The sequence below is a fragment of the Arthrobacter zhaoxinii genome, from assembly GCF_024385505.1.
Lineage (GTDB): Bacteria > Actinomycetota > Actinomycetes > Actinomycetales > Micrococcaceae > Arthrobacter_B > Arthrobacter_B zhaoxinii.
In genome coordinates, this window is the sequence record NZ_JANFLT010000005.1 from 707,868 (window position 1) to 729,041 (window position 21,174).

General features: G+C 67.7%; 20 protein-coding genes. 6 read left to right on the forward strand and 14 right to left on the reverse strand.

Annotated features, from left to right (window positions below; translation table 11 throughout):
- Nucleotides 1-232 precede the first annotated feature (232 nt).
- Nucleotides 233-1,522, reverse strand: coding sequence for a class I SAM-dependent RNA methyltransferase (locus NNX37_RS10760; protein ID WP_255792636.1), 1,290 nt, complete (start codon nucleotides 1,520-1,522; stop codon nucleotides 233-235).
- A gap of 209 nt (nucleotides 1,523-1,731) precedes the next feature.
- Between NNX37_RS10760 and NNX37_RS10765 the strand changes: the two genes are divergently transcribed.
- Entirely contained in the window at nucleotides 1,732-2,406 is a 675-nt protein-coding gene (locus NNX37_RS10765; RefSeq protein WP_255792637.1) for a potassium channel family protein, read from the forward strand.
- On the forward strand, nucleotides 2,403-3,236 hold the full coding sequence (locus NNX37_RS10770; protein WP_255792638.1) for a potassium channel family protein: 834 nt from the start codon (nucleotides 2,403-2,405) through the stop codon (nucleotides 3,234-3,236). Before NNX37_RS10765 ends, NNX37_RS10770 begins: the two co-directional genes overlap by 4 nt.
- Here NNX37_RS10770 and NNX37_RS10775 read toward each other — a convergent pair.
- The 4 genes from NNX37_RS10775 to dut form a co-directional block, all read right to left on the reverse strand.
- A complete protein-coding gene (locus tag NNX37_RS10775) occupies nucleotides 3,134-3,862 on the reverse strand; it encodes a DUF3159 domain-containing protein (RefSeq protein WP_255792639.1) in 729 nt (242 codons plus the stop codon). The genes NNX37_RS10770 and NNX37_RS10775 overlap by 103 nt on opposite strands.
- Nucleotides 3,859-4,170 (reverse strand): single stranded DNA-binding domain-containing protein, encoded by a 312-nt coding sequence (locus NNX37_RS10780; RefSeq protein WP_255792641.1) that lies wholly within the window; start codon nucleotides 4,168-4,170, stop codon nucleotides 3,859-3,861. Before NNX37_RS10780 ends, NNX37_RS10775 begins: the two co-directional genes overlap by 4 nt.
- Before the next feature lie 32 nt (nucleotides 4,171-4,202).
- Complete coding sequence (locus NNX37_RS10785; protein ID WP_255792643.1) at nucleotides 4,203-4,928, reverse strand: DUF3710 domain-containing protein; 726 nt, start codon at nucleotides 4,926-4,928, stop codon at nucleotides 4,203-4,205.
- A gap of 85 nt (nucleotides 4,929-5,013) precedes the next feature.
- Nucleotides 5,014-5,487 (reverse strand): dUTP diphosphatase, encoded by a 474-nt coding sequence (gene dut / locus NNX37_RS10790; protein WP_255792842.1) that lies wholly within the window; start codon nucleotides 5,485-5,487, stop codon nucleotides 5,014-5,016.
- 206 nt (nucleotides 5,488-5,693) lie between these two features.
- Here dut and NNX37_RS10795 point away from each other — a divergent pair, with 206 nt between their 5' ends.
- Complete coding sequence (locus NNX37_RS10795; protein ID WP_255792644.1) at nucleotides 5,694-6,179, forward strand: DUF3093 domain-containing protein; 486 nt, start codon at nucleotides 5,694-5,696, stop codon at nucleotides 6,177-6,179.
- A 1-nt stretch (nucleotide 6,180) separates the two neighbouring features.
- Here the strand turns inward: NNX37_RS10795 and NNX37_RS10800 are convergent, their stop codons facing one another.
- Nucleotides 6,181-6,480, reverse strand: a complete 300-nt coding sequence (locus NNX37_RS10800) for a DUF4193 domain-containing protein (protein WP_255792647.1) — start codon at nucleotides 6,478-6,480, stop codon at nucleotides 6,181-6,183.
- A gap of 314 nt (nucleotides 6,481-6,794) precedes the next feature.
- Between NNX37_RS10800 and sepH the strand changes: the two genes are divergently transcribed.
- On the forward strand, nucleotides 6,795-8,114 hold the full coding sequence (sepH, locus tag NNX37_RS10805) for a septation protein SepH (protein ID WP_255792648.1): 1,320 nt from the start codon (nucleotides 6,795-6,797) through the stop codon (nucleotides 8,112-8,114).
- A gap of 48 nt (nucleotides 8,115-8,162) precedes the next feature.
- Here the strand turns inward: sepH and NNX37_RS10810 are convergent, their stop codons facing one another.
- The 4 genes from NNX37_RS10810 to NNX37_RS10825 form a co-directional block, all read right to left on the reverse strand.
- A complete protein-coding gene (locus tag NNX37_RS10810) occupies nucleotides 8,163-8,999 on the reverse strand; it encodes a thymidine kinase (protein WP_255792649.1) in 837 nt (278 codons plus the stop codon).
- Nucleotides 9,000-9,001: 2 nt separating this feature from the next.
- Nucleotides 9,002-10,276 carry an alkaline phosphatase family protein gene (locus NNX37_RS10815; protein ID WP_255792650.1) on the reverse strand — a complete coding sequence of 425 codons (1,275 nt, stop codon included), beginning with the start codon at nucleotides 10,274-10,276 and terminating at the stop codon, nucleotides 9,002-9,004.
- Nucleotides 10,215-10,889 (reverse strand): DUF5998 family protein, encoded by a 675-nt coding sequence (locus tag NNX37_RS10820; RefSeq protein WP_255792652.1) that lies wholly within the window; start codon nucleotides 10,887-10,889, stop codon nucleotides 10,215-10,217. Before NNX37_RS10820 ends, NNX37_RS10815 begins: the two co-directional genes overlap by 62 nt.
- A gap of 61 nt (nucleotides 10,890-10,950) precedes the next feature.
- Nucleotides 10,951-13,638 carry a bifunctional acetate--CoA ligase family protein/GNAT family N-acetyltransferase gene (locus tag NNX37_RS10825; RefSeq protein ID WP_255792653.1) on the reverse strand — a complete coding sequence of 896 codons (2,688 nt, stop codon included), beginning with the start codon at nucleotides 13,636-13,638 and terminating at the stop codon, nucleotides 10,951-10,953.
- Between the two features lie 127 nt (nucleotides 13,639-13,765).
- Here NNX37_RS10825 and NNX37_RS10830 point away from each other — a divergent pair, with 127 nt between their 5' ends.
- Nucleotides 13,766-16,264 carry a DNA gyrase/topoisomerase IV subunit A gene (locus tag NNX37_RS10830; RefSeq protein ID WP_255792654.1) on the forward strand — a complete coding sequence of 833 codons (2,499 nt, stop codon included), beginning with the start codon at nucleotides 13,766-13,768 and terminating at the stop codon, nucleotides 16,262-16,264.
- A gap of 105 nt (nucleotides 16,265-16,369) precedes the next feature.
- On the opposite strand, the gene NNX37_RS10835 is transcribed toward NNX37_RS10830, so the two are convergent.
- The 3 genes from NNX37_RS10835 to NNX37_RS10845 are packed head-to-tail and all read right to left on the reverse strand — an operon-like array spanning nucleotide 16,370 to nucleotide 19,362.
- Nucleotides 16,370-18,706, reverse strand: a complete 2,337-nt coding sequence (locus NNX37_RS10835) for a heavy metal translocating P-type ATPase (protein ID WP_255792655.1) — start codon at nucleotides 18,704-18,706, stop codon at nucleotides 16,370-16,372.
- Between the two features lie 49 nt (nucleotides 18,707-18,755).
- Nucleotides 18,756-18,980: a heavy-metal-associated domain-containing protein gene (locus NNX37_RS10840; RefSeq protein WP_255792657.1), complete on the reverse strand. Its 225-nt coding sequence runs from the start codon at nucleotides 18,978-18,980 to the stop codon at nucleotides 18,756-18,758.
- 37 nt (nucleotides 18,981-19,017) lie between these two features.
- Nucleotides 19,018-19,362: a metal-sensitive transcriptional regulator gene (locus tag NNX37_RS10845; protein ID WP_255792658.1), complete on the reverse strand. Its 345-nt coding sequence runs from the start codon at nucleotides 19,360-19,362 to the stop codon at nucleotides 19,018-19,020.
- 114 nt (nucleotides 19,363-19,476) lie between these two features.
- Here NNX37_RS10845 and NNX37_RS10850 point away from each other — a divergent pair, with 114 nt between their 5' ends.
- On the forward strand, nucleotides 19,477-20,172 hold the full coding sequence (locus NNX37_RS10850; protein ID WP_255792659.1) for a metal-dependent transcriptional regulator: 696 nt from the start codon (nucleotides 19,477-19,479) through the stop codon (nucleotides 20,170-20,172).
- Nucleotides 20,173-20,181: 9 nt separating this feature from the next.
- Here NNX37_RS10850 and NNX37_RS10855 read toward each other — a convergent pair whose 3' ends face one another.
- On the reverse strand, nucleotides 20,182-21,174 hold the full coding sequence (locus tag NNX37_RS10855; protein WP_255792660.1) for a GNAT family N-acetyltransferase: 993 nt from the start codon (nucleotides 21,172-21,174) through the stop codon (nucleotides 20,182-20,184).

The following is a 21,174-nucleotide window of genomic DNA, read 5'->3' on the forward strand; positions in this document are numbered from 1 at the left end:
AGGGGGGCGGCAGGAAAACCGGTGGTTCATTTCCCTGCCGACACATGCCCCCTGCCTGGGCAATAACCGCTCGAAAGCGGGAAACTCCCCCGGGAAACCCCCATAAAGGCGCAGGACTGGACAACTGCCTCCCATCCTAGCCTTTACAGGGGCGCCCGCAGGAGATATGGGCCACGACGCGTCGTGACGGGGCTCGCTGGCCGCCTTCCGGGCGGTTTCGGGGGCGGTTCGCCTAGCGCTTGCGCAGGACGGCGAAGGACTCCATGTGGTGGGTATGCGGGTACAGGTCAAAGACCCGCAGGCTGTCCATGTCCCAGCCGGCGCTGCGGAAATAGCCCAGGTCGCGGGAGAACGACGCCGGATCGCAGGACACGTAGCCGACCACGCGGGGCGCGGCGGCATCGATCTGCTGCACCACCGTTTTTCCGGCCCCGGCACGCGGCGGGTCCAGCAGTACGACGTCGAGGTCCCCGACCTCGCGGAGCATCTTGTCCACGCGGCCCTGGCTAATGGAAACCTGGGGTGCGGCGAAGAGGTTCTTGCGGGCATCCCGGCTGGCACCCGGGGATCCTTCCACCGAGAGCACCCGGCCGGATTCGCCTGCAGCCTCGGCCAGCGGTGCGGTGAACAGCCCGGCACCTGCGTACAGGTCAGCCACGGATTCCCCGGACTGCACGTCGAGCCCTTCGAGGACGGCGGCTGCCAGGGTCTGCGGTGCGGAGCGGTGGATCTGCCAGAACCCTGCACCGGTGACCCGGTAGTCGTGGCCGAGCACTGTTTCCTGCACCCAGGTCCGGCCCTTGAGGCGGGTGAGTTCATGGGTTTCCGGATCCCAGGCTGCCACGGACACGCCGTCCGGCAGGTTCTGGGCAATCCGGGCCGGCATCCGCGGATGGGTTCCCGGTGCCGGGATCAGCAGGACCAGGGGCTGCCCGCCTGCCGCCGGCGCGGCGACCTCTACTCGGTCCATACCCGTGAAGTCCGCTTCCCACAGCCGCAGGGCGTTGATCGCCTCAGTGGCCAGCGGCATGGCCTCGACCGGAATCAGCTCGTCCGAGCGGTGGGCATGCATGGCCAGCCGGCCGCTGGGTGCCACCGAGAAACTGACGCGGGTGCGCCAGGCCAGGCCGTCGGCACTCTCCTCCAGGGCGGGTTCAACCTCGGGGACCAGGTCGGTGCCGCCGAGCCGGCGCAGCTGCTCGGCGAAGATCTCCGCTTTCAGCCGGCGCTGGACATCAAGGTCGATGTGGCCGAACTCGGCGCCGCCCACGGGCAGCTTGCCCCGGGCTGCGGCGCGCAGCGCATCGGCGTCCTTCCAGAAATGCTCGCGGCGCCCCTGGGCGGGCTCCAGGACCTCGACGACGTCGGCACGCCAGAATTTGGCGTCCTCGCCGGATTCGGTGAGCCGGACCCGGACCCGCTCCCCCGGCAGGCCGTGCCGGACAAAAATGACGCGCCCTTCGTGCCGGGCAACGAAATGGCCGCCGTGGGCCGGGGCGCCGATGGTGAGTTCAAGTGACATGGGGTGGTTCTGCTTCTTTCAAGAGGCCTAAAACTCCATCTCACCACGGGAGCCGGGCGCGGTGCTATTTGGGCCGCCGACGGGACTAAGCTGGCGTTGATTGTTTTTTATGCACGGACGGCCGGACCGACGGTCCGGCACAACGGTGCAGCCGCCTCTGAAGGCGGAGCAGCCACCCAGAGGACCAAACCGAAACCGAGGTAGGGCAGTTGGCCCATTACGTGATCATGGGGTGCGGGCGCGTAGGCGTCAGCCTGGCCCATACCCTGGACAATGCCGGCCATTCGGTGGCCATCATCGACCAGGACGAGCGGGCGTTCCGGCGGCTGCGGCAGACCTTCACCGGCCGCAAGGTGACCGGCGTCGGGTTTGACCGCGAGACGCTGAAGGCCGCGGGCATCGAAGAGGCCTACGCGTTCGCCGCGGTTTCCAGCGGCGACAACTCCAATATCCTGGCCACCCGCGTCGCCCGTGAGACCTTCCACGTCGGGCACGTCGTTGCGCGCATCTACGATCCGGGACGCGCGGAAATCTACCAGCGCCTTGGCATCCCCACGGTCGCTGCAGTCCGGTGGAGTGCGGACCAGGTGCTGCGCCGGATCCTGCCGGAGCAAAGCATCAACGGCGATTTCCGGGAGTCCTCCGGGCGGCTGATCCTCGGTGAGCTGTCCCTGCATGAAGGCTGGCTGGGACGCTCGCTGGGCAGTATCGAGACCGCCGCCGGTGTCCGGATTGCCTACATCACCCGCTTTGGGGAAGGGATCCTGCCGCGGCCGGACAGCAGCTACCAGGAGGGTGACGTCCTGCACGCCATGATGTCCGTGGACCGGACGGCCGAAATCAGCAAGATCCTGTCCAAGGAACCAGTCAAGGAGTCCCTGTGAAAGTTGTGATTGCCGGTGCCGGCAGCGTGGGCTCGTCCATTGCCAAGGAGCTGCTGTCCCACGGCCACGATGTGCTGCTGATCGACGAAAAGCCCGAGTGCGTGGGGCGCAGCGGCCTGCGCGGAGCGCGGTGGCTGATCGGCGATGCCTGCGAGCTCACCACGTTGAAGGATGCACTGCTGGAGGAGGCCGACGTCGTCGTTTCCGCCACCGGCGATGACAAGGTCAACCTCGTGGTTTCGCTGCTGGCCAAGAGTGAATTCGGCGTGGCGCGGACGGTGGGCCGGGTAAACAACCCGAAGAACGACTGGATGTTCGACGATTCGTGGGGTGTGGACGTGGCCGTGAACACGCCGCGCCTGATGACCGCCCTGGTGGAGGAAGCCGTCGAGATCGGCGACCTGGTCCGGCTGCTGAGCCTGCAGACCGGGGTGTCCTCCATGGTCGAGTTCACCGTTCCCACCGATTCGCACCTCACGGGCCGGACTCTGGGGTCGATCGACTGGCCGCAGGATGCCACCGTGGTGGCGATCCTGCGCGACGACGCTCCCATTACTCCGAGCAACGACGACGTCGTCGAGCCCGGTGACGAACTGTTCTTCATCACCACCATCGCGGCCGAGGACGAGCTGCGGGCGGTCCTGTCCCCCGCCGCGGCTGAGGCTGCTGCGCAGGCACGTCGGGAGTCCCTCGACGCCGAGCCGGCTGCTGCGCAATCCTCCGGAACTCAGTCTCCCGGTACCGGAGAGGATGCGGACCCGCTCGCTGCTTCCGGCACGATGGCCGAGGGGCGGGAAACCACCCACGCCAGCCAGAGCCCCAGCGCGTAGAGCGGTACGCCCATCGCCAGGCGCATGGTGCCCAGCGCGGCCACGTTCCCGGCCAGGAAAAGCGGAAGCTGGACGGCCAGCCGGAGCGCGAAGACCGCCACGATGATCCAGCTGGCCCAGGTGTAGGCCTTCAGCCGCACAGGTTCGGAGCGCCAGTCCAGGTTCTCGCCGCGGATCATCCCGAACAACAGGCCGGCAACCGGCCATTTCACTGCGATTGAGACCAGGAACGCCAGGATGTAGGCGCCGTTCAGGTAGAACCCGGGCACGAAGTACGTGGCGCCGTCGCCGCTGCGCAGTGCCACGAAGGCGCAGATGGCGACGCCTGCCACACCGGTCAGGGACTGCATCAGCGGGCGCCGCTGGATAAGGTTGGCCACCGAAAACACGGCGGCTGCGGCCACGGCTGCTCCCAGCGAGACGTTCAGCTCGGCGCCCACCGTGTGGAGCAGGGTGAAGAGGAGCCCCGGAATAATGGCCTCGGCGAGCCCGCGGACACCGCCGACGGACCTGAGCACATCAATCTGGCCGTCGTCCCGGCGTTCCACGCCGGCCCGCGCCGCGTACTGGCCTGCGAGCTGGTTCAGGTCCGGCTGGCCGTCCTCCGGCTGTTTGGGGGTGCTCATGCGTCGGCCTCCGGGCGTCCAATGATTTCGTAGCGGGGATTAAAGATCGTGGGGCGGCCGTCCACAGTGGACACCATGCCCTCGAACGCGAGACAGGTTCCCGCCTCGATCCCCGGCACCCGGCGCTGGCCCACCCAGACCAGGCGGACCTTGGCCCGTGCCGTCGCCGGGTTTTCCCGGTACTCGGCCATCGAGTCCTCGACCACCGCCGTAAAGCGGGGCGGATCGTTGACCGGAACCACGGTGATGGCCGAAACATAGCCGCGGCAGGACGCACGGCCGCGCTCCGGCAGGGATTTGATGCTCACGCTGTGCGTAGAAGCGGTGACTGCTGACACGGTTAGCCGATCGTCGTGATTTCCGGGCCGCGCTCGGGCGCGGCGGGCTTGGCGGCAGCCTTGTCGGGGCGAGGGAGCGGGGAAGCATCGCGCGGCAGGCGCAGCTGCAGCAGGTCGCGCGGCGGCAGGGGCTGATCGCCGCGGACCACCACGACGTTGCGGAAGACTTCCTCGAGGGGGCCGGCGGCGTCGGGGTTCATTGCGGCCGGGCCGCCGAAGACGCCGCGGAGGAACCAGCGGGGACCGTCAACGCCGATAAAGCGGGCCACCCGGTATCCCTTGGAACCGTCCTGGGCCTGCGCGGGCACCCGGGCCAGCAGCTCAGTGCCGAAGATGCCGGAGCGCTCATCCACTGTTCCGCCCTGCGATGCCACCGATTTGCCGATCTGTTCCCGGATATCGTCCCAGAGGGTCTCGGACCGCGGAGCGGCGAAGGCCTGCAGCTGAAGGCTGGAACCTTCCAGATCCAGTGTCACGGCAACCACGCGCTGGGTCTTCTCCTCGACTTCCAGCCTCAGCTGAAGTCCCTGGGACGCGGCAATCCGGAGGGCTCCGAGGTCAATGTAGCCTTCCTCGGAGGGACGCTCGCTGAGATCGTAGGGACCGCCGGCCGCCTGCACGGCGCCGCTGCCGGCGTCTGCCGGCTCCCCGGCCGCTGCGTTCTCCGCGGCTGCCTCGGTCCCGGCCGTTTCCTCTGCCTTGGTTTTCCTACGGCGCCCAAATGCCATAACCGACGTTCCTTCTCTCGTGTGTCTGCAAGTTCTTAGTATGGCCGCCGCAGTGTCTGCTGCCGCCCGGGACCGGAAAAGCGGATCAGGCCGGAACGGCGGTGAACCCTCCGGTGGAACCGAATCCGCCGGCTCCCCGGACGGAGTCCGGCAGCTCGTCAACGGGATCAAACTCTGCCGTTTCCACCCGCTGGATCACGAGCTGGGCAATCCGGTCGCCGCGCCGAAGCGTCACTGGCTGCGACACATCGGTATTGATCAGCGTGACCGAAATTTCGCCGCGGTAACCGGCATCCACGGTCCCGGGTGCGTTGACGATGCTGATGCCGTGCTTGGTGGCCAGCCCGGAGCGGGGATGGACAAAGGCTGCATAGCCGAAGGGCAGTGCCAGGGAAACACCCGTGGGAATGAGCTGCCGTTCCCCGGGTGCGAGGGTGAAGTCTATCCGGGAGCGAAGGTCGGCTCCGGCGTCGCCGGGGTGCGCGTACGACGGCGGTTCCAGCCCGTCGTCGAGCATTTTCAGCTGTACCTTCAACGTGGTCCCTGCACCTTGCACCAGTTTCTCCGGTTTCCATAGATTTCCGACAGCTGCTGCCCCGGCGGACTGCACGGGGTGTGGAAGCTTCCCGGCGGGCGGAGCCGTCCAGGGCCCGGCCGCCGTGCCAACCCCCACACTTTAGCGCGTTTTCCTGTGTGGCCGCCGGGCATCCGGCACCCGGCACGGCGCGGGATGAAATGCCCCGCCAAAGGTGAAAAGCTGGGGGTATGTCATCCCCTTCCCCACAGAGCCGTTCCTCAAAGAGCTCCGCCGGCACCGTGCTGTATTCCGAACGCCTCACTCCCTCCCTCGGGATCTGGTTGGTCGCGGCCCTCCTCGCCGCCGCCTGCATCTTTGTGTTTGTCCCGATCAGCCTTGCGGCCGGAATCACTGGTGCCGTAGTTGCCGCCGTTATTTTTGCCGTCCTGCTCGTTATATCGACCCCCCAGATCCGGGTCACTCCGGAAACCCTGCAGGTTGGCCGGGCACAGATCGAGCGCCGCTTCATCGGCAAGGTGGAGGCCTTCCGCGGTGAAGACGCCACCATGCAGCGCGGTCCGGCACTTAACGCCACGGCCTACATGTGCATCCGGGGCTGGATTTCGCCGGTGGTCCGCATTGAAATCACGGATCCGGCGGACCGCACGCCCTACTGGCTGACCTCGACGCGGCGTCCCGAGAAGCTCGTGGAAGCCCTCACGCAGGACCGCTGAACTACCCTTCGCAGTCCACGCAGTACGACATTCCGTTTTTCTCCAGGGCTATCTGCGAGCGGTGGCGGACCAGGAAGCACGACGCGCAGGTGAACTCGTCCGCCTGGGCCGGAAGGACCCGCACCAGGAGCTCTTCGCCGGAAAGGTCCGCCCCGGGCAGCTCGAATCCGTCCGCGGCCTCGGCTTCGTCCTCGTCGACAACGGCCGACTGCGGGTCGGTACGCCTGGTCTTGAGCGCCGCTATCGGCTCGGAGACGATGTCTTCCTCGATCTTGCGGGGGGCGTCATAATCTGTCGCCATAGTGTCTTATCTCGCCGTTCGGTTGAGTGGTGTTCGCTGCTGCCTGAGCCCGGGGGCCGGACCGGCTGTCCGGCCCGAGTCGGTGCTCTGAGATATCAACGCCACGGATACCTGTTTTGTGCCCGTAAGGCAGAGATTTTTACCCACATGCCGCCAAAAAGCGAACCGGCACCGCCCCGGGACACGTACCCGGGTGCCGGACCGGCGTTCCGCGGCCCGTCCCAAAAGCGCCACACCCGGGCAAAGCTTAGGTTTTCGCCGCCGGGGATGGCATTGTGTCAAGAAGGAATTGCTATCGGGTGGAGGACTTTTTGATGCAGGATCTACGGCTGGTGGGTGTCCAGGAAGGTGGCGAACATCTGCTGTTAAGCGGCAAGGGCGGGGAAACCTTCCGTCTCCGGATTGATGAAGCCCTCCGGGTGGCGGCATCACGTCCGCACCGGTCCGCACCGCAGGCCGCTCCCTCGGCCGGCACCAGCATGTCCCCGCGGGATATCCAGGCACGGATCCGTTCCGGTGCCAGCGCCGAAGAGGTTGCCGAACTATCCGGCCTCGACCTTGCCCACATCCACCGCTATGAGGGTCCCGTCCTCGCCGAACGTGAGTATGTTGCACGGCAGGCACAGGGCGTGGAAGTCGCTGCGCCGATGTCCGCCACCCACGACGGGTACCGCAGTGCCTTCGGCGAAAACCCGGTCAACCTCGGAGACATGGTGCTCCACCGGCTGCGTTCCTTCGGCGTCGACCCCGATTCCGTCGAGTGGGACGCCTGGCGCCGCCCCGACGGCACCTGGGAAGTTGTCGCACGTTTCGCACTCACGGAAAAGTCCCGCGTCGCCATCGGTGAAGAACCCCCGGCCCGCTGGATCTTCAGCCCGCTGCGCAAGAGTGTCACCAACACCAACCGCTGGGCGCAGGTCCTCAGTGAGCTGGAACCCCTGGATACGCCCGTGCCCACCCGCCGCCTGTCAGCCGTCGCGGACCGGGTCTTCGATTTTGAAGCCGAAGGCAGCCCGTCTCCGGACGATACCGACAACATCCTCGAAGTCCTCAAGTCGCGCCGCGGCCAGCGGCTGGGCAGCGATGAAGACGGCGACGACGCCCTCGCGGCCCTGCTCTCCAAGGGCAGCATCCCCGCAGCACACCCCCGCGACGGCAGCCCCGACGCCGAGGACGAGGACAGCAACGGCAGAAGCCCGCGTACCGGCCGCCTGACCCTGGCGCCGTCCGTCGATTCAGCTGACTCCGACGATCCGGTTGATCCCGTAGCCCTTCCCGGCAGCGTGACCCAGACGCGGGAAATCAGCGTCCTGGCACGGCCCTTCCGCCGGCGCGCAGCCCGCGCTGAGGAACCCGCAGCGATCGATACCGAAGAGGCCGCGGCGACCCCGCCCGCGGAGGCGGACGAGACTGTCCCGGAGGAATCACCGGCTCCCGCGCCCGCCGAACCGTCCGGCCGCAAGAATGCCGGACGTGATTTCCCGTGGGACCGACTGCCCAACGGCGGCAAGGGCCAGCAGGAATCCGACGCGGATAAGGGCAAGGATGACGCCGCCCAGGAACGGCGTATCAAGCCGAAGCGTTCCTCGGTTCCTTCCTGGGACGAGATTGTCTTCGGGACCAAGGGCGACTAGGTGGCTGGAGACTGCGGGCTTCCTCATCGCCGCTGAAGGCGTTGCCGGCTAGGCTCCGAAGGTTTCCGGCCGGGACTCTACGGAGCACAACGACGGCGACTGCCCGGTCTCTGCGTGGGCGGCACCCTGCTGCGCGGTTACCCGGCGCATGTAGTGCCGTCGGCACAGCGTTTCATAACCGATGACGGGGCCGGATCCGGCCGAAGTGCCGGACGAAGAACCCGGCTCCTTGGCCGGCAGGAGATCGCCGGCGTCGAACAGCGGCTGATCATCGAACAACGGCCGGTCCTCAAACAGCGGCTCGTCTTCAAACACGGCCCGCTCCGTGTCCGCGGCGGCGGCCGGAGCCGGAGTGCGGGACTCGACGTCGCCCACCACCACCTGGTCCCCTTCCGTCACCATCACGCCGTCAACGGTGCGCGCGTTGTGCGTGGCCCGCCGACCGCACCAGCACAGGGCCCGGACCTGGAGGACTTCCATGCGGTCCGCCAGCTCCACGAGCCGTTGGGATCCGGGGAAGAGCCGGGTCCTGAAGTCGGAGGTGATGCCGAAGGCAAACACGTCAATGTCCATCTCGTCCACAATGCAGGCGAGCTGCTCCACCTGCTGCGCGCTGTAGAACTGCGCCTCGTCGCAGATGACGTAGTCCACGTTGCCGGACTCCCGGCAGCGCAGCACCTCCGCCCAGAAGTCGGTGTCGTCGCGCACCTCGACGGCCGGAGTCTGCAGGCCGAGGCGGCTGGAAATCATGGATTCCCCCGCCCGGTCATTGCGGCTGAACAGGATGCCGCCGCGTCCGCGGGCGCTGTGGTTGTAATCCATCTGGAGCGCGAGCGTGGACTTGCCACAGTCCATGGTGCCTGAGAAAAAGACCAGTTCCGCCATGGCTACTTTCCGCCCTGCGCCGTCGAGGACTTGGCTTTGCGTGTTTCGGGCCGGGCGAGGACCAGGAGCGGAACCTCGCATTCCGCCTTGGTGAGGGATCCGTGCTGGCCGGTGACCTCCATAGCCGACGCGGGTGCCCGGCGGCCGTCGAACAGGGCAATCGGCTCCCGCGCGGCGACCATCAGGTTCCCGATGCGCGGCAGGACGGCGGCATCCACCTCCGGACCGAAGTAGCCGGCACGCACTGCTTCGTCCCGGGTGAATACCCAGGCCCGGGTGCCGTAGGCGGCCTGCCAGGCAGCTTTGAGGCCGGCCAGCGCGGCTTCGCCTGCCTCCGGCTCCAGGTACAGATGAACCATGCGCGGCTCCCCCGCCGTGTGCCGGACGCCGTCGATCAGTTCCGGCCGGGTACTGAAGTCGAACCGCTGCGACACCGGAACATCCACCATGCCGTGATCTGCAGTCAAAACCACCAGGGTGCCGGACGGCACTCGGGCCACCAGCCGTTTCAGGGCACTGTCGAGCTCTTCCAGCTCGTTGCCCCACTCCGGGGATGCTGCACCGTACCGGTGCCCTGCTTTGTCCAGCTCATTCCAGTAGAGGTACATCAGCATCCGGTCCGCCCCGGCCAGGGCGTCGACGGCTGCGGAAACCCGGGCGTGGACCCCGGACGCCGGGATGAACGTTCCTCCCCGGAGCGCGGCACGGGTCAGGGCTGAGTCGGCGAAGCGCGGCAGGCTGACCGTGGTGACCGGGATGTGCTCTGCGGCCTTTTCGAGGACGGTGGGATAGGGCTGCCACCGGAGCGGGTCGACGCCGGGATCCCAGGACCCGAGCATGTTGACCACTTTGTCCTGCTGCGGATCCAGGACGTCATATCCCACCAGACCGTGCCGCCCGGGTGGAAGCCCCGTGCCGAGGGACGCCAGCGACGCCACAGTGGTGGTGGGGAAGGAAGCACTGAGGCTGCGGGCGGCCGGAAGGAACCCCTTCAGGAACGGCGCATGCCCGCCGCGTTTCCGAAGCAGGGACAGGCCCAGCCCGTCCACCATGACCACAACAACGCGTCGGGCGGCGGGCAGGTCCAGCCGGTTCTCGTAGCCCGGGACACCCAGCACAGCGGCGGCGCTGGAGAGCACGTCCGCTACGGAACGGGTTCCGTAGGCCGGTGCTGCGGGCAGGAGGTCAGGGACAGCAGGGATCGAAGCCACGGTTCTAGCGCTGCGGGTGGGCGCGGTTGAAGCGGCCCCCGATGCCGGGCATGCGCTGGCGCGCATCGCCGCCGTCGAGCGGGCGCGGAACTGCAGTGGTATCGGTGTTGACCTTGCGCAGCGCGCGGGCGAAGGCCTTGGCGTTCTGGACCGCCTGCGCGCCGTCGGCTTCGGCGCTGACCCGGAGCACAATGTCTTCCTGCGCGATGGTGCCGGTGTAGCCGTGGTCCGCATCGCACTGCGGGTCTGCGCAGCCGGCCGGACCCATGTCCAGCCGCTGGCCGCCTGACCAGGCGATGGCAAGGGTCATTTCCCGCACCGGGTCGGACGGCTTGTAGTTCTGCGGCTGGGCATACATGTAGCCCAGCACCACGGAGCGGATCTGCGTCACCGGGACCGATTCGGTGGAAACCTGCGCCATCATCTGCTCACCGGCGTCGTCCAGCTGCTGGTCGTCCACGTGGGTGATGACCAGCATGTCCTCGGTCAGCACCAGAACCGTGATGTGGCGGTGCACCTCGGTACGCTCAAAGTGCGTTTCCAGGTGGATCAAATGGGAAAGCGGTTCGCGGCCGTCGAGGGCATCGTGGACCACGTCGGCCAGAAGCGTCGGGTAGAAGCCTGCCCGTTCCATGGATGCGTCAAGGCTGCGGCGTTCAGCGGAAAGTAACGGCGACATGGTTCCAGTTTCCCCCAGATCAGCCCTTCCTGCCTAAATGGCGCGCGGGTGGTGGAAAAGATCAGTCCCGCATTGCCCGCCGGGCGCTGTCGGTGCGCCGCTGCGGGTTGCCCAGCCGGACGTCCGCACTCAGCACGGTGATGCCGTCGGCAGAGACCAGGACCGGGTTGATTTCGATCAGGGCGATCTGCGGATGCTCGTCCTTCAGGACGGCCAGCCGGGCCATCAGGTCCTCCAGCGCCGCGATATCCGCTTCCGGCAGCCCCTGGTAGCCGAACAGCTTCGCCGCGGCACGGGGCGTCCGGACCAGATCGGCAATGTCGCGGTCCGTCAGCGGGGGAACGCCGTGCGCCCAGTCGTCCAGCAGGCTGGTGGCATCGCCGGCCAGCCCGAAGGAGACCACCGGCCCCAGCAGCGGATCCTCGATGGCCCGGATGCGGCAGCCCTGCCCGCTGGCGGCCATGGACTGGACTTCCATGTCGAATTCCCCGTAGCGGCGCAGGGCCTGGCGCATCTGCTCCACGGTGGTCCGCAGCGCCTCCGGTGTGGAGATGTTCAGCCGTACTCCGCCCAGGTCAAGGCGGTGCCGCAGGTGCCCTTCACGGGTCTTGACCGCAACCGGCCAGCCAAGCTGTTCGGCGGCGGCAACGGCTTCGTCCGGAGTGGCGAAGCCGACGGCGGGCAGCACCGAGATGCCGTAGAACTCCAGGAGCCGGGCCGTCTGACCGGGGTCCAGCCGGGTCAGGGCATCTCCCTGAACCGAGTCCATCAGTGTATCGATGTAGGCCGCCGCTCCCCCGGTGTCGACGCCGGCCGGTTCCACGAAACTGCCGTGGTCCCGGTTCGCCCACTCGGTGTAGCGCACCACCGATGCCAGGGCGGCGACCGCAGCTCCGGGGCTGCTGAAGCACGGCAGTCCCTCGCCGGGGACGCCCGGATCCGCCGCGAGCAGTCCTTCCACGTGCGCACTCGGGTCCAGGATCCCGGTAAACGCAGCGACCAGGGGCTTGCCGGTGGCCTGCACGCACTCGGCCAGGACGGCGGCTATCGCTTCCGTCTTCAGCCCCGGCGCCGGCAGGATGGCGACGACGCCGGCGTCCACGGCGTCGTCGGACAGCACCTCGGTGACCGTCCGGCGCAGCTGCGGCAGGGCCACGCTCATCCCGGTGTCCAGGGCCAGTTCGGTCTCGAGCCGGGTGATCTCCAGGTCCAGGCCGGTGCACGCATCCGCCAGGACCCGGCCCAGGGCCGCCGAATTGCTGAACACGGCGACGCGGCGGCCGCGCGGCAGCGGCTGGCTGACCGCGATCTGCGCCACGTCGATCAGCTGCTCGTTGGTGCTGACCCGGATGACGCCGGACTGGCGCAGCATCGCGTCCAGGGCGCCCGGAGGCGCCTGCGTGGTCCGGACGGCGTGGCCCGGCGGCAGCTGGAGGCCGGTGACATCCGACTTGGCGACGATCACGGGCTTGGTCCGTGCCAGCCGGCGGGCCAGGCGGGAGAACTTGCGCGGGTTCCCCACCGACTCAAGGTACATCGCCACAACGCGCGTATCGGCGTCGTCCTCCCAGTACTGCATGGCGTCATTGCCGGAGACGTCCGCACGGTTGCCCGCGGAGATGGTGGAGGACAGTCCCAGGTCCCGGCGCTGGGCGGTGGCGTAGAGCAGCACGCCGATGGCGGCGGACTGGCTGAACAGTCCCAGTCCCCCGCGGCGAGGCAGGGCCGGTGCCATGGAAGCGTTCAGGGACACCTCCGGCCGGGTGTTGATCAGGCCCAGGGACGCCGGGCCGACCACCCGCATGCCGTGGGCACGTGCCCGGCGGACCAGGGCGCGCTGCTGCGCCAGCCCCTCCGGTCCCTTGGGACCGAAACCGGCGGTGACCACGAGCAGGGCCTTCACTCCTGCGGCGGCGCACTCGTCCGCCACTGCCAGGACCTGGTCGTACGGGACGGCGATGACGGCCAGCTGGACCGGTTCCGGCACTTCGGCGATCCGGGCGTAGGAAATCATTCCGGCGAGTTCGAAGGCTTCCGGGTTGATGGCGTACACAGAGCCCTTGAAGCCGCCCTCGATGATGTGCTCCAGCAGCTGGTAGCCCACCGAACCCCATTCCCGGCTGGCTCCGATGACGGCGATCGACGACGGTGCGAGCAGGTCCGCGACACTGCGGGCCTCGGCGCGGTGCTCGCGGGCCTCCATGACCGCCAGTGATTTTTCCGTGGGGTCGATATTGAAGTCCAGGGCGATCACGCCGTCGTCGAAGTGCCGGCTCACCTCGTATCCGGCGTCGGCGAAGACCCCGATCATTTTGCGGTTCTCCGGCAGGACCTCTGCCGAGAACCGGCGGATCCCGTTCTCCCGGGCGGCGGCGGCAAGGTGTTCCAGCAGGATGGATCCCAGGCCGCGGCCCTGGTGTCCGTCGGCAATGTTGAAGGCCACTTCGGCCTCGGTGGGATCGTCGAGGCGGTCATAGCGGCCGATGCCGATGATCTCGTCGCCGATGGTGATGACAAACGCCACCCGGTCCCGGTAATCCACGTTGGTGAAGCGCTCGAGCTCCTTGTTGCTGAGCTTCGCCTTGTAGGTGAAGAACCGCAGGTAGATGGAGCTCTGCGACTGGCGCATGTGGAACGCCTGCAGCGCGTCCGCATCCGCGGGGGACACGGGCCGTAAATGGCCGGTCCCTCCGTCCCGCAACACGACGTCGGCTTCCCAATATTCGGGGTAATGTCCCTGCTCCACCATAGAATCAGAGTAGTGGGCAATCTTCCCCCTAGTCATCCACCCGCTCCGTACCGTGTTGATCCGCACCGCGGCGACCGTCTACGGCACGGGCTCTCTGTCCCCTAACACTGCAAGGATTCGACACAGCATGGCCCGGCGCCAACCCGTCTCCAAATCAGTCCCCGGCGAAAAGATCGCCGAGAACATCATCGATATCGATGTCACCACCGAGATGGAAGGTTCCTTCCTCGAGTACGCCTACTCGGTGATTTATTCGCGTGCCCTTCCCGATGCGCGCGACGGCCTCAAGCCTGTCCAGCGGCGCATCCTGTACATGATGTCCGACATGGGCCTGCGTCCGGACCGCGGGCATGTGAAGTCCGCCCGCGTGGTGGGCGAGGTGATGGGCAAGCTGCATCCGCACGGAGACACGGCCATCTACGACGCCATGGTGCGCATGGCGCAGGACTGGGCGCTGCGGCTGCCGCTGATTGACGGCCACGGCAACTTCGGTTCGCTCGACGACGGCCCGGCCGCCGCCCGGTACACCGAGGCCCGGCTGGCCGCACCTGCCCTGACCATGACGGACCACCTGGACGAAGACGTCGTGGACTTCGTTCCCAACTACGACAACCAGCTCCAGCAGCCCGAAGTGCTGCCGGCAGCCTTCCCCAACCTGCTGGTCAACGGTGCCACGGGTATTGCCGTGGGTATGGCCACCAACATGGCACCGCACAACCTGGGTGAGGTCATCGCAGCCACCCAGCACCTGATCGCCAACCCGGACGCGTCCCTGGACGAGCTGATGCGGTTCATTCCCGGCCCGGACCTGCCCACCGGGGGACGCATTGTGGGTCTGGACGGCATCCGCGACGCGTATGCCTCCGGCCGCGGCTCCTTCAAGACACGGGCCAAGGTGGAGGTGGAGCAGCTTACCGCCCGCCGCACCGGCCTGGTGGTCACCGAACTGCCCTACATGGTCGGCCCGGAAAAGGTCATTGAAAAAATCAAGGACGCCGTCACGTCCAAGAAGCTGCAGGGCATCTCCGACATTGTGGACCTGACCGACCGCAGCCACGGCCTGCGGCTGGTGATCGAGCTGAAGAACGGGTTCAACCCGAACGCCGTGCTGGCCCAGCTGTACAAGTTCACGCCCATGGAGGATTCCTTCGGCATCAACAATGTGACCCTCGTGGACGGCCAGCCCCGGACCCTGGGCCTGGTGGAGCTGCTGCAGGTCTACGTTGCCCACCGTCTCGGCGTGGTCCGCCGCCGCACCGCCTACCGGCTGGGCCGGAAGAAGGACCGGCTGCACCTGGTCGAGGGCCTCCTCATTGCCATTGTCGACATTGACGAAGTCATCCAGATCATCCGTTCCTCGGATGAAACCGCGCAGGCCCGGGAACGGCTGATGGCGGTGTATGACCTGACTGAAGTCCAGGCCAGCCACATCCTGGAACTGCGCCTGCGGCAGCTGACGAAGTACTCGAGGATCGAACTCGAGAAGGAGCAGGACGAGCTGCGCAGGGCCATCGAGGAACTCGAAGCGATCCTGGGATCCGAGGAGCGGCTGCGGTCCCTGGTCTCGGAAGAGCTGGGTGAAGTGGCGGCAAAGTATGCGACGCCGCGGCGTACCGCGCTGCTCGAATCGGAGGCTGCCGCTCCCCTGAAGGGCGCCGCAGTGACGGCTGCTGCGGGTGCTCCGGGCAAGGGCGCCAAGGCGGTGCTGCCGCTGGAGATTCCGGACGACCCCTGCTGGGCCATCCTGTCCGCGTCCGGCCAGGTGGCCAGGACCTCGGACCGGGAGCCGCTGACCGAGGGCGGGCAGCGGGTGCGCCATGACGTGTTCCGTTCGGTGGTCGGCACTACTGCCCGCGGCGAGATCGGGGCGCTGACCTCCTCCGGGCGGATGATCCGGATCTCCGTCCTGGACCTGCCCGCGCTGCCCCCGACGGCCGGGCTGCCCAACCTCGCCGGCGGTGTTCCGGTGAAGGACTTCATGACCCTGGGCAAGGGCGAGAAGCTCGTGGGGCTCGTCCCCCTGAACTCCGTGGTGGCCATCGGCACCCGCAACGGCGTGGTGAAGCGGGTCAACCCGGATTACCCGCTGAACCGCGACGACTGGGAAGCCATCACGCTCAAGCCCAAGGACGAGGTTGTCGGTGCGGCAGTGGCTGCCGACGAAACCGATGAACTGGTGTTCATCACCCGGTCCGCGCAGCTGCTGCACTTCCCTGCCTCCACCGTCCGTGCCCAGGGCCGCACCGCCGGCGGCGTGGCCGGGATCAAGCTGGCCGCTGACGACGCCGTAGTGTTCTTCGGCGTTGTGGCCGCGGAGGATCCGGACGCCGTCGTCGTCACGGTGTCCTCCACCACCGAGGCACTGCCGGGAACCCCCGGCGGGTCGGTCAAGGTCACGCCCTTTGCCGAGTATCCGGCGAAGGGACGGGCAACGGCCGGAGTCCGTGCACACCGCTTCCTGAAGGGCGAGGATTCGCTGTCGGTTGCATGGGCCGGCCACGGACCCGCGAAGGCCTCCGCCGCCAACGGCGTGGCCCGGGCGCTGCCTACGGAGCACGGGCGCCGGGACGGATCCGGCGTCCCGCTGACCAATGCGGTGGACGCCGTCGGCCCCAGCCAGGGCTAGGCCATCGGCAGTAGGCCGTCGCCTGTAACAACGGCAACGGGCCGGTCCGGGGAGCTGAATGCTCCGCGGACCGGCCCGTTTTTTCTTGTCTGCCTGCCGGGTTTCCTACTTGCCGAAGCTGCGCAGCCGCAGCGAATTGCCGACCACCAGCACCGAACTGGCCGCCATGGCGGCTCCGGCGATCATCGGGTTCAGCAGTCCGAAGGCAGCCACCGGGATGCCCACGGCGTTGTAGAAGAACGCCCAAAACAGGTTGGTCTTGATAGTCCGCAGCGTCCGCCGGGAGAGCTCGACGGCGGTGGCCACCTGCTCCAGGCTGCTGCCCATCACGGTCAGGTCCGCTGCTTCCATGGCGACGTCGGTGCCCGATCCCATGGCGATCCCGAGATCGGCCTGGGCGAGTGCCGCGGCGTCGTTCACGCCGTCCCCTGCCATGGCCACCGTGCGTCCCTGCGCCTGGAGGCGGCGGACGGCGTCGACCTTGCCCTCGGGACGGACGTCGGCCAGCACGTCCTCGCCGGGGATTCCCACCTGTTCGGCAACCTGGGCTGCCACCACCGCGTTGTCACCGGTCAGCAGCACCGGGTGCAGACCCAGGCGGCGGAACCGTGCAACGGCAGCGGCAGATCCCTCCTTGACGGTGTCCTGCAGACTGATGATTCCCGCGGTCCGGCCATCGACCGCCACGAAGACGGCGGTGGCTCCGGCGTCCTGTTCCTCGCGCAGTGCTGCATAGGCGGCATCGGGCAGGTCGATGCCGTTCTCGTCCAGCCAAGCCGGACGGCCGGCCACAATGCGCTGCCCGTCCACAGTGCCCCGGACTCCCCCGCCCGGGGCGGAATCGAAATCGGTGACCTGCGCGGTGCCGGGGCCGGAGCGGGCGGACGCGGCGACGGCCCGGGCAATCGGATGTTCGCCGGCGTCCTCTACGGAGCCTGCCAGGCGCAGCAGGCCGTCTGCGGTGAGGCCGGAGGGAGCGCTGTCCAGCAGGCGGATCCGGGCCACGGACAGCCGGCCTGAGGTGATGGTGCCGGTCTTGTCCAGCACGATGGTGTCCACCGTGCGGGTGTCCTCGAGGACCTGGGCGCCCTTGATGAGAATGCCGAGCTGCGCGCCGCGGCCGGTCCCGGTCAGCAGGCCCACCGGGGTGGCGAGGCCGAGGGCGCAGGGGCAGGCGATCACGAGCACCGCGACGGCGGCGGTAAAGGCGGCCTGCAGGTCGCCGGTGAGGACCAGCCACAGGACGAAGGTCAGGACGGCGATCCCAAGCACCACGGGGACGAAGACGGCGCTGATGCGGTCCGCGAGCCGGGCGATGGGTGCCTTGGAGGACTGGGCCTCGCTGACGAGCCGCCCCATCTGCGCCAGCGTCGTTTCACTGCCCACGCGGGTGGCCCGGACCAGCAGGCGGCCGGAGGTGTTGATGGTGGCGCCGGTGACGGTGCTGTCCACGTCCACTTCCACCGGCAGGGACTCTCCGGTGATCAGCGAGGCGTCCACTGCGGAGCGTCCCTCGACGACGACGCCGTCCGCAGGAATCTTTTCCCCGGGACGGACAACAAATACGTCGCCGACTTCCAGCCGGTCCGCCGGGATCCGGACTTCCTGCCCGTCCCGCAGCACCGTGGCGTCCTTCGCACCCAGGTTCAGCAGGGCTTTCAGTGCATCGGCCGCCTGGGTTTTGGCGTTGGCCTCCAGGTAGCGGCCCAGCAGCAGGAAGGTGACCACGACGGCAGCCACCTCGAAGTACAGGTGCGGCTCGGACCCCATGCCCGGATCGGCAGTGAGACCGGGACTGACCACCAGCTGGCCCAGCGAGAACAGGTAGGCCGCTGCGACGCCGATGGAGACCAGGGTGTCCATGGTGGAGGCAAGGTGCCGGGCATTGATTGCCGCGGCCCGGTGGAACGGCCACGCGGACCAGGTCACGACGGGCAGGGCCGGCAGCGCCACCACCCATCCCCAGTTCGGAAAGGCCAGGGCAGGGACCATGGAAATGAGCAGGACCGGAACGCTGAGCAGCGCTGCGAGGATCAGCCGCGGCCGCAGCTGGGCGGCGGTTCCGCCGTGCGACATGTGGTTTTCGTGCGACATGTCGTCGCCACCGGACATGTGCCCCGCGCCGTGCTCCGCCGGCGTTTCATCCCGGGTGTCCGCTCCGGTTGCCGAGGCGGCGTGCCCCCCGTGGGCGGAAGACCGGGCAGCGTGCCGGGTTTTCAGCCGGGCGCTGTAACCGGCAGCATTCACGGCGTCGACAATCTGCTGGTCCGTCACCGATGCCGGCACCGTGACCCGGGCGCTTTCCAGCGGCAGGTTGACGGACGCCTCTACTCCCTCGATCTTTCCAAGCTTCCGCTCCACCCGGGCCACGCAGGAAGCACACGTCATACCCTGGATGTCGAGCTCAACTGCCCTGGATACTTCTTGTTCACGAGTGTCCATGATGATTCCCTTCTGCTGGATCCCGGGGGTGCGCGGCTGAGTGCGCCGGCTATGCTTCGGCGTTCACCACCGAGTACCCGGCTTCGGCCACTGCCTCGACCAGTTCTGCGGGGGTCAGGCTTCGGTTCGCGGTGACGGTTGCCGTGGAGATGCCGCCGGCGTTCAGGTCGACCGAAACCTCGTCGACGCCGTCGAGTGCTTCGAGTTCCTCAGTCACCGAGGCGACACAGTGTCCGCAGGTCATTCCGGAAATGTTCAGTGTGGTGGTTTCCATGGTGCTCTTCTTCCTGTTGATGAATGGGGTCTGCGTGCTAGCGCAGCAGCCTGCCGATGGCGTCTGTGGCTTCCTGGATCTTCGCGGAGACAATCTCCGGGTTGCCGGTGCGCTCGGCTTCCTGTGCAGCTCCGACGACGCAGTGCGACATGTGGTCCTGGACCAGCCCAAGGCTCACTGCATGCAGTGCCTTGTTGATGGCTGCGACCTGGGTGAGGATGTCGATGCAGTATTGATCTTCCTCGACCATGCGGGCAATGCCCCGCACCTGTCCTTCAATCCTGCGCAGCCGCCGCAGATAGGCTTCTTTGTCCGAGGTGTATCCGTGCGGGCCTTCGTGGTTCTCCAGGGTTCCGGAGATGCCGTCAGTGGTTGCTTCCATGGGGTGCTCCAATCTCGACACCTCCGAAGTTATACCCCCTTGGGGTATGCGTCAAGTACCCCCTGGGGGTATCTTTCCGGGAGCGGGCGGGGCGGTTCCAGTAAGGTGGAGCCCGTGGTGCACAGCGAACTCTCGACAGCAAGCCAGGATTACCTGAAGGTCATTTGGACCGCGCAGGAGTGGACGGATGAGCCGTTGACGGTGTCCGCACTGTCCATGCACATGGGCTTTTCGCCGTCGTCGGTGTCCGAGGCGGTCAAGAAGCTGACCGGCCAGGGCCTGCTGACGCATGCGCGGTACGGATCGATTGCGCTGACGGAGGCGGGCGAGCTGGCCGCCGTGGGCATGGTCCGCCGCCACCGCCTGATTGAAACGTTCCTGGTGGAGTACCTGGGCTACCGGTGGGACGAGGTGCATGACGAAGCGGAGCACCTCGAGCATGCCGTGTCGGACAAGATGGTGGATGCCCTGGCTGCCCGCCTGGGCCACCCGGTACGCGACCCGCACGGGGATCCGATCCCGGCCCGCGACGGGAGCTACCCCGCGCTGGATGCAAAGCGGCTGAGCCGCTGCGAACCGGGCACCCGCGGGCAGGTGGCCCGCGTTTCCGACAACGAGCCGGAACTGCTCCGCTACATCGCCGGGCTGGGCCTGCACCTGGACACCATGGTGTCGGTGGTGCAGCGCCAGCCCTATGCGGGCACCATCACCATCGAGGCCGGCGGGCGCACGCTGGACCTCGGCCTGCCCGCGGCGGAGGCCATCTGGATCCTCACGGCCGCGGACGCTGCCGCTTCCCCGGCCTTGTAGCCGCCGGTCCTACAGCACGGTTTTGTCGAAGACCACTTCCCGGTGCGTGGGCCGATAGCCCAGGCTTTCGTACAGGCCCAGGGCACCCGACGGGTTCTCCGTGTCGACGCCGAGGCCGGCGTTATCCATGCCGCCGTTCCGGAAGCGGCGCATTGCCTCCCGCAGCATGGCCGGCGCCAGTTTCCTTCCGCGCCACTCCCGCCGCACCCCGAGGAGCATGGTGTAGCCCTCTTTGTACCCGTGGATGTCCTTGCTTTCCGGATCAAAGCTGGCCAGCTGGTAGGCGGCCACTTCCCCGGAACCGGTGTCCACCACGGCGAAGCTCCACTTCGGCCGGAACTGCGGATGGTCGACGGTGAATCCCCAGCGTTCCTTGTTGCGCGGCTCGCTCCCCCAGTGGTCCCGAAATGCCTCGTTGTGCGCCCGGCGCACGGCGTCGGAGATTTCCTCGTTGAAGGTCCGGAACTCCATTCCCTCCGGCAGCTGGGCGTCGGGAAGTTCCCCTGCCAGCGGCCGGCTCATTTCGGTGAAGTACCGGACCACGACGGCACCCTCGGACTGCAGCAGTGCCACCTGGGAGGCATTGGATTCCTCGGCGTAGGTGCGCAGCACCCCGTGCTTCCTGTGTTCGGTGAGCAGGCGCTGGCGCAGCCGGGTTTCCTGCCAGCGGTACACCTGTGCGCCGATGCCGCGCCGGCGCCACTGCGGGTCCACGCCGCCGAACCCTGAACCGGTCTCGGAGCCGGGGTTCAGCGCAATCCGGCCGTAGGCCCGCGCGGCCCCGGTCTTGTCCAGCCCGATCAGGGTGTCCAGGGCGGGGTTGCCGGACGTGGTCTCCAGTGCCTGCTCGAGGTCCCTGCGGTCCTCCACCCATCCGGGCCTGTCCGCCTCCGCCATCCGGCGGATCAGCGCGTACCAGGCGTCCACGTCGTCAGCGCCGATGGACCGCCAGCGGAGGCCGGTTTCCGGCCCGGGGAACAGGGGTGGGGATGGCGTCTGCAT

What these genes read in the sequence shown, in the direction of transcription:
- NNX37_RS10785 (WP_255792643.1), bottom strand. Translation starts at nt 4,928, where the DNA reads ATGGCATTTGGGCGCCGTAGGAAAACCAAGGCAGAGGAAACGGCCGGG.
- NNX37_RS10800 (WP_255792647.1), bottom strand. Translation starts at nt 6,480, where the DNA reads ATGGCGACAGATTATGACGCCCCCCGCAAGATCGAGGAAGACATCGTC.
- NNX37_RS10845 (WP_255792658.1), bottom strand. Translation starts at nt 19,362, where the DNA reads ATGGAAGCAACCACTGACGGCATCTCCGGAACCCTGGAGAACCACGAA.
- NNX37_RS10835 (WP_255792655.1), bottom strand. Translation starts at nt 18,706, where the DNA reads ATGGACACTCGTGAACAAGAAGTATCCAGGGCAGTTGAGCTCGACATC.
- NNX37_RS10815 (WP_255792650.1), bottom strand. Translation starts at nt 10,276, where the DNA reads ATGCGCGCCAGCGCATGCCCGGCATCGGGGGCCGCTTCAACCGCGCCC.
- NNX37_RS10760 (WP_255792636.1), bottom strand. Translation starts at nt 1,522, where the DNA reads ATGTCACTTGAACTCACCATCGGCGCCCCGGCCCACGGCGGCCATTTC.
- NNX37_RS10775 (WP_255792639.1), bottom strand. Translation starts at nt 3,862, where the DNA reads ATGAGCACCCCCAAACAGCCGGAGGACGGCCAGCCGGACCTGAACCAG.
- sepH (WP_255792648.1), top strand. Translation starts at nt 6,795, where the DNA reads ATGCAGGATCTACGGCTGGTGGGTGTCCAGGAAGGTGGCGAACATCTG.
- NNX37_RS10855 (WP_255792660.1), bottom strand. Translation starts at nt 21,174, where the DNA reads ATGCAGACGCCATCCCCACCCCTGTTCCCCGGGCCGGAAACCGGCCTC.
- NNX37_RS10830 (WP_255792654.1), top strand. Translation starts at nt 13,766, where the DNA reads ATGGCCCGGCGCCAACCCGTCTCCAAATCAGTCCCCGGCGAAAAGATC.
- NNX37_RS10820 (WP_255792652.1), bottom strand. Translation starts at nt 10,889, where the DNA reads ATGTCGCCGTTACTTTCCGCTGAACGCCGCAGCCTTGACGCATCCATG.
- NNX37_RS10840 (WP_255792657.1), bottom strand. Translation starts at nt 18,980, where the DNA reads ATGGAAACCACCACACTGAACATTTCCGGAATGACCTGCGGACACTGT.
- NNX37_RS10810 (WP_255792649.1), bottom strand. Translation starts at nt 8,999, where the DNA reads ATGGCGGAACTGGTCTTTTTCTCAGGCACCATGGACTGTGGCAAGTCC.
- NNX37_RS10825 (WP_255792653.1), bottom strand. Translation starts at nt 13,638, where the DNA reads ATGGTGGAGCAGGGACATTACCCCGAATATTGGGAAGCCGACGTCGTG.
- NNX37_RS10795 (WP_255792644.1), top strand. Translation starts at nt 5,694, where the DNA reads ATGTCATCCCCTTCCCCACAGAGCCGTTCCTCAAAGAGCTCCGCCGGC.